This window comes from Bacillus sp. MYb78, from assembly GCF_002975115.1.
GTDB classification, from domain to species: Bacteria; Bacillota; Bacilli; order Bacillales; family Bacillaceae_G; genus Bacillus_A; species Bacillus_A cereus.
The window spans coordinates 263624-278808 of record NZ_PCOB01000001.1 but is presented as its reverse complement, the minus strand read 5'-3'; the positions used below and the strand labels follow the sequence as shown (position 1 = coordinate 278808).

Genomic DNA, 15185 nt, shown 5'->3' with positions numbered 1-15185 from the left:
AGTTACAACGTAGTGGGATATAGGTAATGAAAAAGAGATTGTAATTTGGTTTCAACCAAACTACAATCTCTTTTTTGTTTCAATTACTTCCACCAAATCCAAGTCCAAAGGTAATTTCGTACATTTCGAGGAGTAATGCGAATGAAGCGTTCACCGTCAAAGAAGCAATTTAAATTTGGAAGTGTTTCATCTGGATTTTCTGGAACAAAAGTGACGATGTTTTCGTTACTTGTAACGGTTACTGTAATTGGTGGGTCGGTAGGCGAGACTTGAAGTTGTAACGAAATATTGGCCGTATTTTTAAATTCATTATTAACAGGTGGACTTATTACTTGTACTGTGAATAATACGATAATTGTTTCGTTTGGTTCCAAATTAGTGGCAACTAGGAAACCGATATTCGGATTCGCTAGTGGAGAGCGTTCACCGTTAATAAAGACAGTGCCGTTTATAAATTGTAAACCTGCTGGAATGGTATCTTGTAAAGAAATATTTGAGAGTGAAATTTTGGAAGTATTTGTAATGCGTACCGTGTAATCAAAATATTGATTTAAATAAGCTGAGCTGACGGAAGCATTTTTCGTGACTGTTACAGTTATAAATTGAATTGGTATACGAACGATATTTGAATTAACAATGAAAGTAATAATTGGATCCTGTGGTGTCAATTGAAAGGCAGCGGTAACTGTTGCAGAATTTATAATTGTACTGTTTGAAGGAATAGAAGTTACGAGAACTTGAAATGTTATAGTTGCTACTGAATCTGCAGGTAAAGAGCCGATATTAATACCAGTGTCTGGACGAACATTTGGAACGGGAGTACCGTTAATTGTTACGCTGTTTTCTATAAATGTTGTACAAGCTGGAATTGTGTCTATAACAGAAGTACTGATTGTCGGAATTGGGGAGTGATTAAATACCGCTAATGTGAATGTAATGATATCTCCTATAACGACAATAGATTTGTCAGCTGTTTTTTCAATGTCAACCATCGGCTCAACGACTGTCGTTGTAACGGTATTTGTTTGCTTTGTAATCGTGATAGGTGATTGGATTGGACCGACAATAGGCGTATAGGAAATAGTAGCATCGTTATTGATTGTAGATTGAAGAGTAGAAGAAGAAATTGTCACTTGGAATGTAATAATAACAGATTCATTTGGAGCAAGATTTCCTAACGTAATACCATTTTCCGGATTCGCATTAGGTTGATTGATTCCGTTAATCGTAACACTACCAATAACAAATGTCGTATCTGCTGGTGCTGTGTCTACTAAAAGAAGGTCTTCGATAATGATATTACCATTATTAGTAATCGTGATGGTATACGTTAAAGTTTGACCGGGTAAGGCACTTGTGAAATCAACAGCTTTTATCGCAATGACATTATCATTTTGGACAGTAGTTGTGACGGTGTTTGTTGTAGTCGTATTTGTAACAGGTACGTTATTTGGGTTGACTATATAGTTAAAAGTAGTAATTGCGTTGTTGTTTAGTTCATTTGGTGTTGGAATAGAAGTCACAGTTACTTGGAATGAAACGATAGCATCTTCACCAATAGTTATAGTACCAATTGGTATGCCGCTTACTGGAGTCACTCCTGGAAGAGTTTCTCCGTTTACAATGACGCTATTTTCTATAAACGTAGTACCTTGAGGAATAATATCTTGAATGATTACATCATTTACTGCAACATTACCGGTTTGATTTAGTGTAATCGTATACGTTAACGTATCACCAACCGTTGCAAATGCAAGGTCAACAGCTTTATTACTATTCAAATTTGCGTGATTAATTTCTGTTGCGGCAGCTGATGAAATAATAGTTTCGGTAATAGGTGGTCGATCTGGTACCGTGTATTCATATTCAATTGTACTCGTGTTAGAGATTGGATTTGTTTGTGGAATCGAAGTAACCCGTACTTGGAATAGAATGGTTGCTGTCGTATTAGGTGGAATAGTATCAATTTGTATACCGTTAAGAGGGTTGTCATTTGGCCGAGCGTTGCCGTTCACAATAACACTATTCTCTATAAAGCTCGTATTTGCCGGGATAATATCTGTAACAATAATGTTTTCGACTTGTATATTTCCGTTATTTATGATGGAAATTGTATAAGGGATGATAGTTTGTAAGTCAGCATATTGGATAGGTGTTGTTTTTGTCGCAATTACATTAGCGGAAATAACTTCAGTGAAGGTAATATTGCTAGTCGATATTTGTTCTTCCACGTTTATTGTATAACGAGAAGTTGATTGATTTTGAACATGACCGCTAGCAGGAAGAGCTACGACGGTAACAGAAAATGTGACTGGGATAGAAATGTTAGGAGCAATCGTTCCTACAAGTATACCTACACTTGGATTGGCGTTAAGCTGAGGAATGTTATTTACTAAAACGCTACCGTCAATAAAGGTTGTTCCATCAGGTATATTGTCTGTAAATACAACAGCAGTGGCATCCGTATTCCCTGTATTCGTTAAAGTTGTTGTATAAGTTAAAATGTCACCAATCGTTACAGAGGTTAAATCAACAGTTTTAAGTGAAACGATATCAGCATCATTAATTTGAACGAAAGTAGTATTGGAAGTAGTAGATTTTTGAATTGGTGCAAAGTCAGGATTGAAAATAAAGTCGTAGACGATGTTTGCAGTATTAGGTGTTGGATTTACAGTAGGTAAATTCGTAACGGAAACTTGGAATGTTATTGTAGTCATTTGACCTGCTGCGACATTAGGAATGGAAAAGCCGATATTCGGATCTGCTGCAGGAAGTACAGTATTATTAACTATTACACTTCCTGGAATAAATACTGTTCCATCTGCTATAGTATCTGTAAAAAAGATGGAGTTAGTTGTAGCCGATCCATTATTTTGAATGAATACTGTATATTCAATGGTTTCATCAATAGTAGCTAATACAGTATTAGCAGATTTTGTAGCAATAAGAATAGCATCAATAAATTGTATGTTTGTAGCATTGGAAGAGGTCGTTTCTGAAATTGGTGGTGTGCTTGGGTCTGGTCGATACTCATAGTGAATGACGGCGATATTATTAATGTTATTTTGTGGCGGTATAGAAACTACGCTTACTTGGAACGTAACAATAATCGTATTATTTGGAAGAATTATATCAAGATTGATACCGGTAATTGGATTTTCGTTAGGTCTTGGTACGCCATCTACAAGAATGCTATTTGGAACGAATGTGGTGCCAGAAGCAATTGCGTCAAGTAGGAGAGTATTTGTAATAGGTATTGTACCGGCGTTTGTAACTGCGACTGTATATGTGATGATTTGACCGATACGTGTAATGGATCTGTTAGCGGATTTAATTGCACTAACATTTGCCGTTCGCACTTCAGTATTTACGGCATTTGATAACGATCTACGCTGAATAATTGGAGAACTAGGTTCAATTTGGTATTCGTACGAAGTGTCTGAAATATTAATGACTGTATTGCCCTCTGGTATATTTGTAAGTTGTACTTGGAATGAAATAGTGACTGTTTCATTTGGTTGTATCGTGCCGAGAGTTACTCCGTTTTCAGGATTCACGCCAGGCTGAATTACATTATTTATTGCTAAGCTATCTTCAATGAATATAGTACCCTCTGGAATGTTATCAATGAACACGATATTGTTAGCCGGAACGGTTCCTATATTTTGTAGTGTATTTGTGTAGGTAATCATTTGCCCGATTGATACGAAATTTACATCCGCACTTTTAACAGAAATAATATTTGCATTTTGAAGTGATGTTGTAACAATGTTAGAATTTGCAGAGCGATTTACTGGTGGGGCTGTAGGAATACTTACATATTGGTAAGTTGCTAAAGATTGATTTACAATTTCAGTTTCATTCGGTGGATTATTTGTTTGCACTTGAAATAGTATCGTTTTGGAACTGTTTGCTGGAATTGTTCCAATCGGTATACCGTTTTCAGGATTTACATCTGGCTGAAGGACACCGTTAATTGTGACACTATCGGGAACGAATGTAGTCCCAGCTGGGATAGAATCTGTGAAATTAATATTTATTGCGTCAACATTACCGATATTTTTCACTTCAGAAATATAAAGTATAGTTCCACCGATATCTACAGTTGTTGGATTGGATGTTTTTGTAATTGTCAATTGTGCTTGCACGAAATTTGTAATGACGATATTACTAGTAGATGTTTCAGTAATAGGCGGTTGCCCTGGGTCTGGTTGGATTGTATATGTTGTATTGGATTGATTTGTAATCGATTTTTGGGAGAATGAATCGTTAATAAGAATTTGGAACGAAATAAGGTGAGTAGCGTTTGCTGCTAAAGTAGGTAAAGTAACACCTACATTTGGATTGGCATCAAGTATAGTTGTTCCGTTAAGTGTAAAACTATTTTCTACGAATGTAGTATCTTGGGGGATCGTATCTGAAAATATGAGATTAGTAGCTGGAATATTTCCGGTATTTTCTAGTGTTATTGTGTAAGTCAAAATATCACCTGTTGTTGCTTGCTGTGCATTGACTGCTTTTAAAGAAAGGATAGTCGCATCCGAAATTTGTGTGAAAGCAGGATTAGACGTAATTGTTCGAGAGATGATAGGAGCAGTTGGATCAGCGATAAAAGTATAGTCAATACGGGCTGTATTAGAAATTGGGTTTACGCTTGGAATAGATTGAACGATAACCTGGAATGTTACAGTGACGATTTCTGACGGTGTGATGGAGTTTAATGGTATTCCTACGTTAGGATCAGCATCTGGAACGGAAACGCTATTAATAGTTACGCTATTCGGAATAAAGGCAGTTCCTTCGGGGACCAAATCTGTTAAAGTAACTGTATTTGCAGTAGTATTTCCGTTATTTTGAACGACTACTGTGTAAGTGATTGTACCGTCAGTAGATTGTACGAGAGAATCTGTACTTTTAATTACGGATAACGATGCATCAACAACAGCTGTATTAATCGTATTAGACGAGGATGTTGCTGTAACAGGAGGTTGACTTGGATCGACAATATACGTGTAACTTGTAAGTGCTTGATTTATAATTGCTCCTTGTGGTGGAATAGAACTTGCAAGAAATTGGAACGTAATAGTAGCGGAATCACCTGGTGCGATAATACCAACGGGAATACCGAGAGTTGGACTTGCATCTGGAAGTGAAATCCCGTTGAGCGTAACACTATTTGGAACAAATAATGCTCCTTCAGGAACTCCGTTAATGAGTAATACAGAGTTTGCAGGGAAGTTTCCAGTATTTGTTAATGTTGCTGTATACGTAATTACATCCCCGATAGACACAATTGAACGATTTGCTTGTAAAACAGTTGTAACAGTCGCGTTATTAATTTGTGTTGAAGCGCTATTAGAATTTATCGTGCCTGTAACAGGAGGAGAGGCCAGATCAACGATGAATGTGTATTGAATAGATGCTACGTTTGTAATCGGATTTGAAGGTGGAGTTGATGTAACTATGACTTGGAAAGTAACGGTTAAGGAACTATCCGAGCTAATTGTTCCGATATTCACTCCGTTATTTGGATTTGCACCTGGAATTGTACTCCCATTTACAGCAAAACTATTTTCAACAAAGGTTGTTCCTGCTGGAACTGGGTCTGAGAAATTTACATTCGTAGCGTTTGTATTGCCGCTATTTTGAATCAAAACTGTATAAGTGATCGTATCTCCAATATTTGCAAAGGCTGTATTAGCAGTTTTTACAGCTGAAAGTATTGCTGTATTAATAGAAGTAACGAAGACATTCGTTTCCACATTGCCAGGCTGAGCCAGTAATGCATTGCCTACGTTATATTGGAAGTTAACAAATCCTAAGTTTTGGAGTTCAGGTGTGAACGTTGTTGGATTACTTACGATTTGTACTTGGAATATGATTGTAACAGTTTGATTTGGATTGATTGTATTTATGCCAACACCGTTAATAACCGAAGCGGATGGTAATGGAGTGCCATCAACAATAACTGATCCTGCAACAAATTGTGTCCACGATGGTAAAGGGTCTGAGAATATAGCGTTGTTAGCAGGAATATTGCCTGTGTTCGTAATAGTCGTTGCATACGTAATCGTATCACCAATCGTTGCAAAAGTTTTATCTCCTATTTTAATAGTATTTAAAATAGCACTTTCAATTTTTGTTGTAACGTTGTTAGAAATAATATTTTTTGAAACTGGAGGATTAGCTGGATTAACGATATGTTGAAAGCTAACGCTAGCTTGATTAGTAATTGGATTTATAGGCGGAATTTCATTGGCGATAATGTTAAATGCTACGATGACAGATTCGTTTGGCGCGATATCACCGATTGGAACGCCTGTAATGATATCTGCATTTGGGATGCTAGTTCCGTTCAGTGTAAAGCTATTCGGTTCAAAGGAAGTTCCGTCTGGAATAAGGTCGGTAAAAATAACATTCGTTGCACTCACATTTCCGCTATTTGTAATTGTAACGGTGTAGGTAATATCCTGCCCGATATCTACCGTAGATACATTTGAATTTTTTTGTGCAGTAAGGATAGCGCTATTAATTTGTGTTGTCGTTGTATTAGATTGATTGGAAGTTGTAATAAGTGGCTGGCTAGGATCAACGACATAATGATATGTGGTTGAAGCAGAGTTAGAAATGGGATTCAGTGTTGGAAGTGTAATAACAGTTGCTTGGAATGTAACGATTGCTGTATTACCACCATTAATGGAACCAATATTTACACCAGTTGATAAATCGGCGTTTGGAATGGTTTGCCCATTAGCTGTGAAACTATTTGGAACGAAACTTAAATTGCTATCAAGAATATCGATAATAGTTACATCAGTTGCGGTCACATTTCCGGTATTAGGAAGGTTAAGTGTAAATGTTATTGTATTACCAACATCCGCAAAAGTAAGGTTTGCTGTTTTGGTACTAATAATAGTTGCGTTGTTTATTTGAAGGAGTGTAGTGTTGGAAGTAGTTGCACTTGAAACGGGAGGATTAACAGGATCAACAGTAAATTCATACGTCGTTGATGCTGTATCTGGTGCTGGGTTATTAGGGGGAATATTGTTTACTGTAACTGGAAAGACGATACTATATATTTCATTTGGTGGAAGTGTTGCAAGTAATACACCTGTATTTGGATCCGCGTTAGGTTGTAAAACGCCATCGACAGTTAATGTGTTAGGAACAAATGTGAGTCCACTTGGTAATGTATCTGTGAATACAATATTAGTTGCATCGGTATTGCCTACATTGGTAATAGAAGTAGTATAAAAAGCAGTTTGCCCGATATCTGCAAAGGATACACTTTCATTTTTCGTCATAGACAATATTGCTTCGTTAATTTGGGTTGAAACAGGATTACTAATTGAAGTTTCTGCATCAGGTGGTGAGACTAATTGATACGATGTTGATGAGAAATTTACAATTGGGTTTTGGTTTGGTAATGATGTTACAGTAACTTGGAACGAAACTGTTACTGTAGTCCCGGCTGTTATTGTCCCAATATTCACACCGTTCGATGGATCCGCCCCACTTTGAGGAACTCCATTAATAGAAAATGTGTTTGCAATAAATGTAGTGACGCTTGGCACTGTATCTGTAAATATAACATTTTGTGCAGATGAGTTTCCATTGTTTGTTAAAACGACAGTATAAGTGAGTGTGTCTCCAATACGACTAAAGGATTTATCGACTTGTTTTAATGAAAGAATGTTAGCTGTATTAATCGTAGTAAACACTGTGTTTGAAGTAACGTTTCTTGAAACAATCGGTGCATTTGGATCAGCGATAAATGTGTAAGAAGCAGTAGCGGAATTGGCTACAGGATTTTGGTTTGGTGTAGAAGTAGCAGTAACTTGGAATGCGATAGATATTGAGTTGTTAGGAGCAATTGATCCGATTGTTATACCTGTATTAGGATCGAGTCCGATGTGTGTACTGCCATTGATTGTGACACTATTCGGAATGAAAGTTGTGCCGTCTGGAATAAGATCAGTGAAAGTAATATTAGTTGCATTTGTATTGCCATTATTCGTTAAAATGGTTGTATAGGTAATAGTATCACCTAGTGTAACAATTGTTTGATCGACCGATTTTACCATCGTTATCATAGCATCTAGTACCGGGTTTGTAACGATATTCGTGGAAGTAGAAGTTGTAATAGGAGTTCCGTTTGGATCGACAGTATAAGAATATAAAATTGTGTCATTACCCATAATTGAACTTGAAGGGGGAACAGAAAGAACATTTGCTTGGAAAGTAACGGTTACTGTTTTACCAGGAGCGATATTTGGTATAGTTACTCCAAGTGCTGGTTGCGCACCAGATTGCTGAACCCCATTTATTTTGACTGAGTTTGGTATAAAGGTAGTGTTAGCTGGAATTGCGCTCGTGAACGTTATATTCGTTGCAGTCGTATTTCCTGTATTTGTAATAGTTGTTGTATACGTAATCGTATCTCCAACAGAAATGATAGATTTATCAACGCTTTTTTTGGTCGTTAATATTGCACTATTAATTGTTGTCGAAACAGCATTAGATACGTTCGTTTGTGTTACGGCAGGTTGGCTAGGATCAACTACATGTGCAAATTGTACAGAACTAAAATTAGAAATTGGATTTATACTTGGAATGTTTGTAACAAGTACGTTGAGAGTAATTACGGCCGTTCCATTTGGGTTTATATTTCCAATCTGAATCCCGTTAGATGGATTTCCGATTTGCTGTGTACCAGAATCGTTTGTAAGAGTGCCAGATATGAATGTCGTCCCATCAGGTAAAGTATCCGTGAAAATTATATTTTGTGAAGTGACATTTCCAGGGTTACTTAATGTAATTGTATAAGAAATTGTATCACCAATCGTTGCGAAAGTTTTATCTACAGATTTGATTGCCACAATTTCCCCAGAATTTATTTGTGTCGAAACAGAATTAGATGTCGTATTTCGTGAAACAAGTGGTAAATTAGGTCCTGTCATAAATTTATAATCAATAGAAGCGCCGTTTACAACCGGTGAGTTTGGTCCGCCTGGTCCAATTGTGAAAATTGGATTTGGAATGCTAACTACTTGCACACGGAAGGTAACATTTATAAAATCTCCTGCAATAATATCCCCAATTGGTATCCCGTTCGCTGGATTTACTCCAGGTAATAAAACTCCGCCTACTCGAACGCTATCGTCTATAAATACTGCGTTATTTGGAATCGGATCTGTAAAAATGATATTCGTAGCAGTTGTGTTTCCTACATTTTCTAATAAAACTGTATACGTTAAAAATGAATTTCCAGGTGCTATGTCAGAAAATAGCCGATCCACACTTTTCGTTGCTTGAATAATCGCTTCGTTAATTTGAACTAAAGTTGGATTACTTGTAGCTGTTTCTGTCACCGGCGGCTGGGTAGGATCAACAATGATCGAGTATGTCGTGCTAGACTGGTTCAAAGTTGGATTTATAACTGGTATTGAGCCAACGATAGCTTGAAAGCTAATTGTTGTCGTTCCTCCAACTGGAATTGAGTCTAAAGAAATCCCGCTATCTGGTCTAAATCCAAGTTGTGGGATGGTATTAATTTGTACGCTATCAGGAACGAATGAAAGTTCAGGTGGTAATATATCGATAAAAACAGGTGTGTTTGCGGTAGTATTTCCGCTATTGGTGAGGGTAGTTGTATACGTAATTGTATCTCCAACAGCAGCAAAAGCACTGCTTGCAGTTTTTGTTGCGATAACAGAAGCAGTATTTACTTGTGTAAAGGTTTTATTAGATTGAACTGTTCGTGAAACTGGCGGTTCATTTATATCTACAATAAAGCTATATTGAAGCGATGATTTATTCGGGATTGGATTAGGGTTTGGAAGTGTTGTAATGTTAACTTGAAAACTGAGTGTAGCAGATGCATTTGAATTCAAGTTACCAATATTGATACCGTTTTGTGGATTTGCATTCGGAACGGTTACACCATTTATCTTAAAGCTATTTGGGATAAAGGTAGTACCGTTTGGAATTGTATCAGTAAAAATAATGTTGTTCGCAGTAGTATTTCCGTTGTTTGTAACAGCTGAAGAGAATGTAATTGTATCACCAATTGTAGCGAAAGTTGTACTAGCGCTTTTATTTATTACTAAAGTAGCGTCAATAATTGGTGTAACTGTTGTATTTGTTACGGTGCTACCAACAGCAGGAGATTGGTTTGGATTTACGGTATATTCATAATTTACAAGAGCATTATTTGTTAATGTGCCACTAGGTGGTATCGCTAAAATTTGTGCTTGAAAAGTAATGAATACAGTATCTCCTGGCGAAATATCTGCCAAGTGAACACCAAGTGATGGATCTAATCCTGGTTGTGGAACATTATTGATAGTTACGGAGTTCTGGATAAATGAAGCTCCTGCGCCAAGCCCATCTGTTAAAACAGTTGCACTAGCAGGGATATTACCTGTATTTGTTACTGCAATCGTATAAGTAACAATATCACCAATTGCAGCTGTCGGTGTATTCACAGACTTAGTAGCGACAATAGTAGCGTTATTAATTTGAGTTGTTATTACGTTACTTAACGTATTGGCGGATGCTGGAGGTAAGTTAGGATCTACGACATACTGGTACGTTGTATTACTTTGGTTCGGGATTGGATTTGGATTTGGGATAGAATTTACTTGTACTTGGAATGAGATGATTGTATTTGCATTCGGATTTATTGGGTCGATTGCAATTCCGCTTGCTGGATTGACATTAGGCAGTGTATTCCCATTTACAGTAACACTATTAGGAATAAACGATGTTCCGTTTGGAATTACATCTGTAAATATTACATTTGATGCAAGTGTGTTCCCGTTATTCGTTAAAGTAGTCGTGTACGTAATAATATCATTTACGTTAGCAAACTGTTTATCTGCAGATTTAGTAGCGGCAATTGAGGCGTTATTAATAGTTGTCTGTACAGTGTTAGAAGCAACCATCTGCATCACAGCAGGTTTGGATGGATCATACGTATATTGGAATGTTGTGCTTGATTGATTTGTAATTGGGTTTACAGCAGGGATAGTTGGTACAAAAACTTGGAATGCAACGGTGCTTGATGAACTCGCTCCTATCGTACCAATTGAAATGCCGTTAGCAGGATTTGCATTAGCTATAGGGACATTATTAATCGTTACAGTATTAGGAATGAAGAGGGTACCCGCTGGAATGATATCTGTAAATGTTACATTAGCAGCAGGGGTATTCCCGTTATTCGTTAAAATAGTCGCATATAGTATGACATCACCAATATCAGCGAAGTTTGTACTCGTTAGTTTTGTAGCAACGATATTAGCAGTATTAATTTGTGTAGTTACTATATTGCTAGCAGTGTTTCTAACAAGAGCAGGTAAGTTTGGATCAGCGATAAAGCTATATTGAAGTGCAGCGCTGTTTTGAATTGGGTTTGGTGAAGGTAGCCCATTTGTACTTATTTGAAAAACAATCGTTGTAAAACCACCTGAAGGAATGGAGCCGACTTGAAGACCGGTACTAGGGTCTGCACCTTGTTGTAAAGTACCACCTATAAAAATACTATTTGGTACGATAGTGGAGCCATTAGGGATTATATCGGTAACAATAACATTATTTGCTGTAGTATTGCCAAGATTAGCTAAAGAAATTGTATATGTGATTGGTTGCCCGACATCGGCGATAGTTAAATCTACTTCTTTGACAATCACTACATTTGCTAAATTAATTTGTGTACTTACAGTGTTACTTACAGATGTTTCTATAGTTGGTGGATCGCCCGGATTTAGAATAAAGCTATACTGTGTACTAGATGAATTTAATGTTGGGTTTTGTGTTGGTAAAGAGTTGACGGTTACTTGATAAGAGACAGTAAGTGAGCCATTAGCAGCAATGGAAGGTAGCGGAACACCTATATTTGGATCTGCGTTATTTTGAAGTACACCATTAATAAGAAAAGTATTTGGAATAAAGGTAGTACCGTCTGGATTCGTATCTACGAAAGTAGGACTATCAGCAGAAACACTTCCTGCATTCGTCAAAGTAACAGTATAAGTTAATATATCCCCTACGGTAGCGAACTCTCGATCCACTGTTTTGGCTGAAATGACATTTGCATCGTTTACTTGAGTAAATGTAGTGGTTGAAGTAGTGTTCTTACTTACAGGTGAAGTGTTTGGATCAACGATAAAGTTATAGGAGATGGAAGCGCTATTTGAAATAGGGTTTGGATTTGGAATGCTAGTTATTACTACTTGGAATGAAGCTGTAATTGTAGTATTAGCATTGATGCTACCAATATTGATGCTAGCTGGTGTAACGCCTGGCTGAGTAACACTGTTAACTATAACGCTGTTTGGGACAAAGGCGGTTCCATTCACAATTGAATCAGATAGTAATACATTGTTCGCTGCAACATTTCCATCGTTAGTAAGAGCAAAGGTGTAAGTTAATACATCGCCAACTTCCGCAAACGTTTTATCTACAGATTTATTAACATGGAGATTTGCTAGTCTAATTGTTGATGTAACAGAATTAGAATTTGCTGTTTTTGAAGTCGGTGGCAAACTTGGATTTACAGTGTAAATATAAGAGGCGAAAGCGTTATTAATAATAGGGTTTTGGGCAGTAATGTTAATGACTGTTACTTGAAAGGATAAGGTAAAAGTAGCTCCACCAGGAATTGTGCCGATAGGTAAAGCAACGAGAGAATCTACATTTTGTAAAACTCCGTTTAGTGTTACAGTACCAGGAGTCAATATCGTTCCGTTTGGAAGTGGATCAGTTAGTTGCACGTTATTAGCGGCTGCATTTCCACTGTTTGTAATAAGGATTGTATAACTTATCGTTTCGCCAATTGTGGCAAATTGTTTGTTAGTTGATTTTGTTAATGTTACATTCGCATTGTTAATTTGAGTGGAAACGAGATTCGAAGAAATATTTTTTGTAACAGGTGATTGGCTAGGATTGACAGTATATTGATAAGAAGCGCTTGATCCATTAGATACGACATTTGACGTGGGTATTGTGTTTACTACTACTTGAAATGCAACATTTTTTGTTGTGCCGCTTGTTATGGATCCAATGTTCACGCCGGTAGCGGGATTTGCGCCCACTTGTGTCGTGCCATCTATTGTTAAACTGTTTAGAACGAAAGTTGTTCCAGTAGGGATGACATCTGTAAAAATAACATTGTTCGCATTTGTATTACCTGTACCTGTAAAGGAAACAGTGTACGTTAGTGTATCACCAATATCTGCAAAATTTTTATCTACTGCTTTCGTCATTGTTACAGTAGCATTATTCACTTGAGTGGAGACAATATTTGTCGTATCAGTCCCACTTACTGCTGGTTGATTAGGTACAGGAATGTATTGATATGTTGTTGTTCCACTATTTAATATTGGGTTTGTTTGAGGGATAGAAGGAACGAGCACTTGGAATGAAATAGTAGTAGTGGAATTTGCGGCAATTGAACCAATTGGTATACCATTAGCGGGATTTGCGCCAGCTTGAGTAACTCCGTTCACAGTTACACTCCCTGGAATGAAAGTAGTCCCGCTAGGAATCGGATCCGTATATATCACATTCGTTGCAGCGATATTTCCTATATTAGCTAAGGCAATACTGTAAGTTAATGTTTCACCAATATCGGTAAAAAGTTTGTTAACTGATTTTGTTCCATTAATATCTGCAAGGTTAATTTGTGTTCCAGCAGAGTTACTTGTTGCAAGACCATTAAAAGTTGTTCCTCCGGCGATTGGTGTATATTGAAATGTAATATTAGCAGTGTTAGAGATAGGATTTTGACTTGGAAGAGAAACGACAGTAGCTTGGAAAGTTACTATACGAGAAGCACCATTATTAATTGTTCCAAGAGATATACCAGCGGTAGGATTTGCATTTGTTTGTGGTACGTTATCTACTGTTACAGTGCCGGGTATAAAAGAAGTACCGTTAGGGAGACTATCTATAAAAATAGCGTTATTGGCAGGAAGAAGCCCGGTGTTAGGGATAGTAACTGTATAAGTGAGAATGTCTCCAATTGCAGCAACGCTTTTATTCACGCTTTTCGTTGCTTGAATATTTGGTGAGTTTATATTAATTTGTAAGCCGACTGTATTTAACATGTATGCATCTCCGTTAGTAGTTAAACGGATTGCGGCGGATACTTGTGAGTTTGTTAAATAAGAGGAAATATCAATGGAAGTAATGTCCCAGCCCTGTCTTCCTGCGGAAATGTTTGTACTTGTAGAAGCACTTTGATTTCGCGTTCCAAATGTCCCTGTTGTATCTAAGTTTCCTGCAGCATTATTAACTTGAGAACCGAAGAAATTATTTATGGCATTGTTTGGTCCAGATAAAGCATTTAACGAACTGAAATTTGGTCCAAATAAAGCTTGATCCCCGGTTAAATCTGCATCTCCTTCGGTAGAACTTAAAAATAATCTCCCGCTTACTGGTCCACCTGAAGGTGTTAAAAATCCAGAAACAGATACATCAGCACTACCAGTTTCTGCAGAAACACGGTTACCAGCTACATAAATGGTTAAGTTTCTTGCTGGCAATGTCCCGTTTTGATAAGCGACGATAAGCGTCCATCCAGCCGAATTAATTGTTCCATTAGAAGCATCTATAGGATCTACAAGTCCAGGAACCGCTCCTGTAGTATAGGAGCCAGAACCGCCCGCTTGAATAAGAGTTGTTACGTCTGCTGAACGAGTGTAAAAGCCAAATGTAATAGAGTTTGAAACGAATGTTTGATTTGAAGCTGTAACAGCTGAAGGAGTAATCGAGTATGTTGAAACAGGTGTTGTAAAAGAAACTGGGTTTCCTAATACACTCGTAATGTTTTGATCACGAGATAAATAGTTTCCACCCCAAACGAGTTCTGCGTAAAGAATAGTACTACCAGCAGGGATATTTAAAATAGCGGTAGAACTATTTTGTGTATAGTTTAACGTTGTACCAGCAGGAAAAGTAGTTACTTGTAAAGCAGTATTCGTAGTTACGAATGCACCAATTGCCCCGATTGTACCAGCACGGTTTTGATTACTAATTTTACTTAAGCCTAAAGTATTGCCTGTAATAGCGAGTGCGCCGTTAGTGGTGGTAGAAAATCGATTCGTAATGGGCATGTTGTCACCTCATTTACAATATAGTCTTGGTCAAAATAACATATGTGTGTGACAAATAAAGGGAAACAT

The 15185-nt window shown here is 37.2% G+C and carries 1 protein-coding gene; it reads right to left on the bottom strand.

Going from position 1 to position 15185, the window contains the following annotated elements:
- Positions 1–83 precede the first annotated feature (83 nt).
- Positions 84–15116, bottom strand: a complete 15033-nt coding sequence (locus CQ064_RS01425) for a DUF7507 domain-containing protein (RefSeq protein WP_001123155.1) — start codon at positions 15114–15116, stop codon at positions 84–86.
- Positions 15117–15185: the final 69 nt, after the last annotated feature.

Excerpts from the sequence above, each read along its gene's own strand:
- CQ064_RS01425 (WP_001123155.1), bottom strand. The coding sequence starts at position 15,116 with ATGCCCATTACGAATCGATTTTCTACCACCACTAACGGCGCACTCGCT.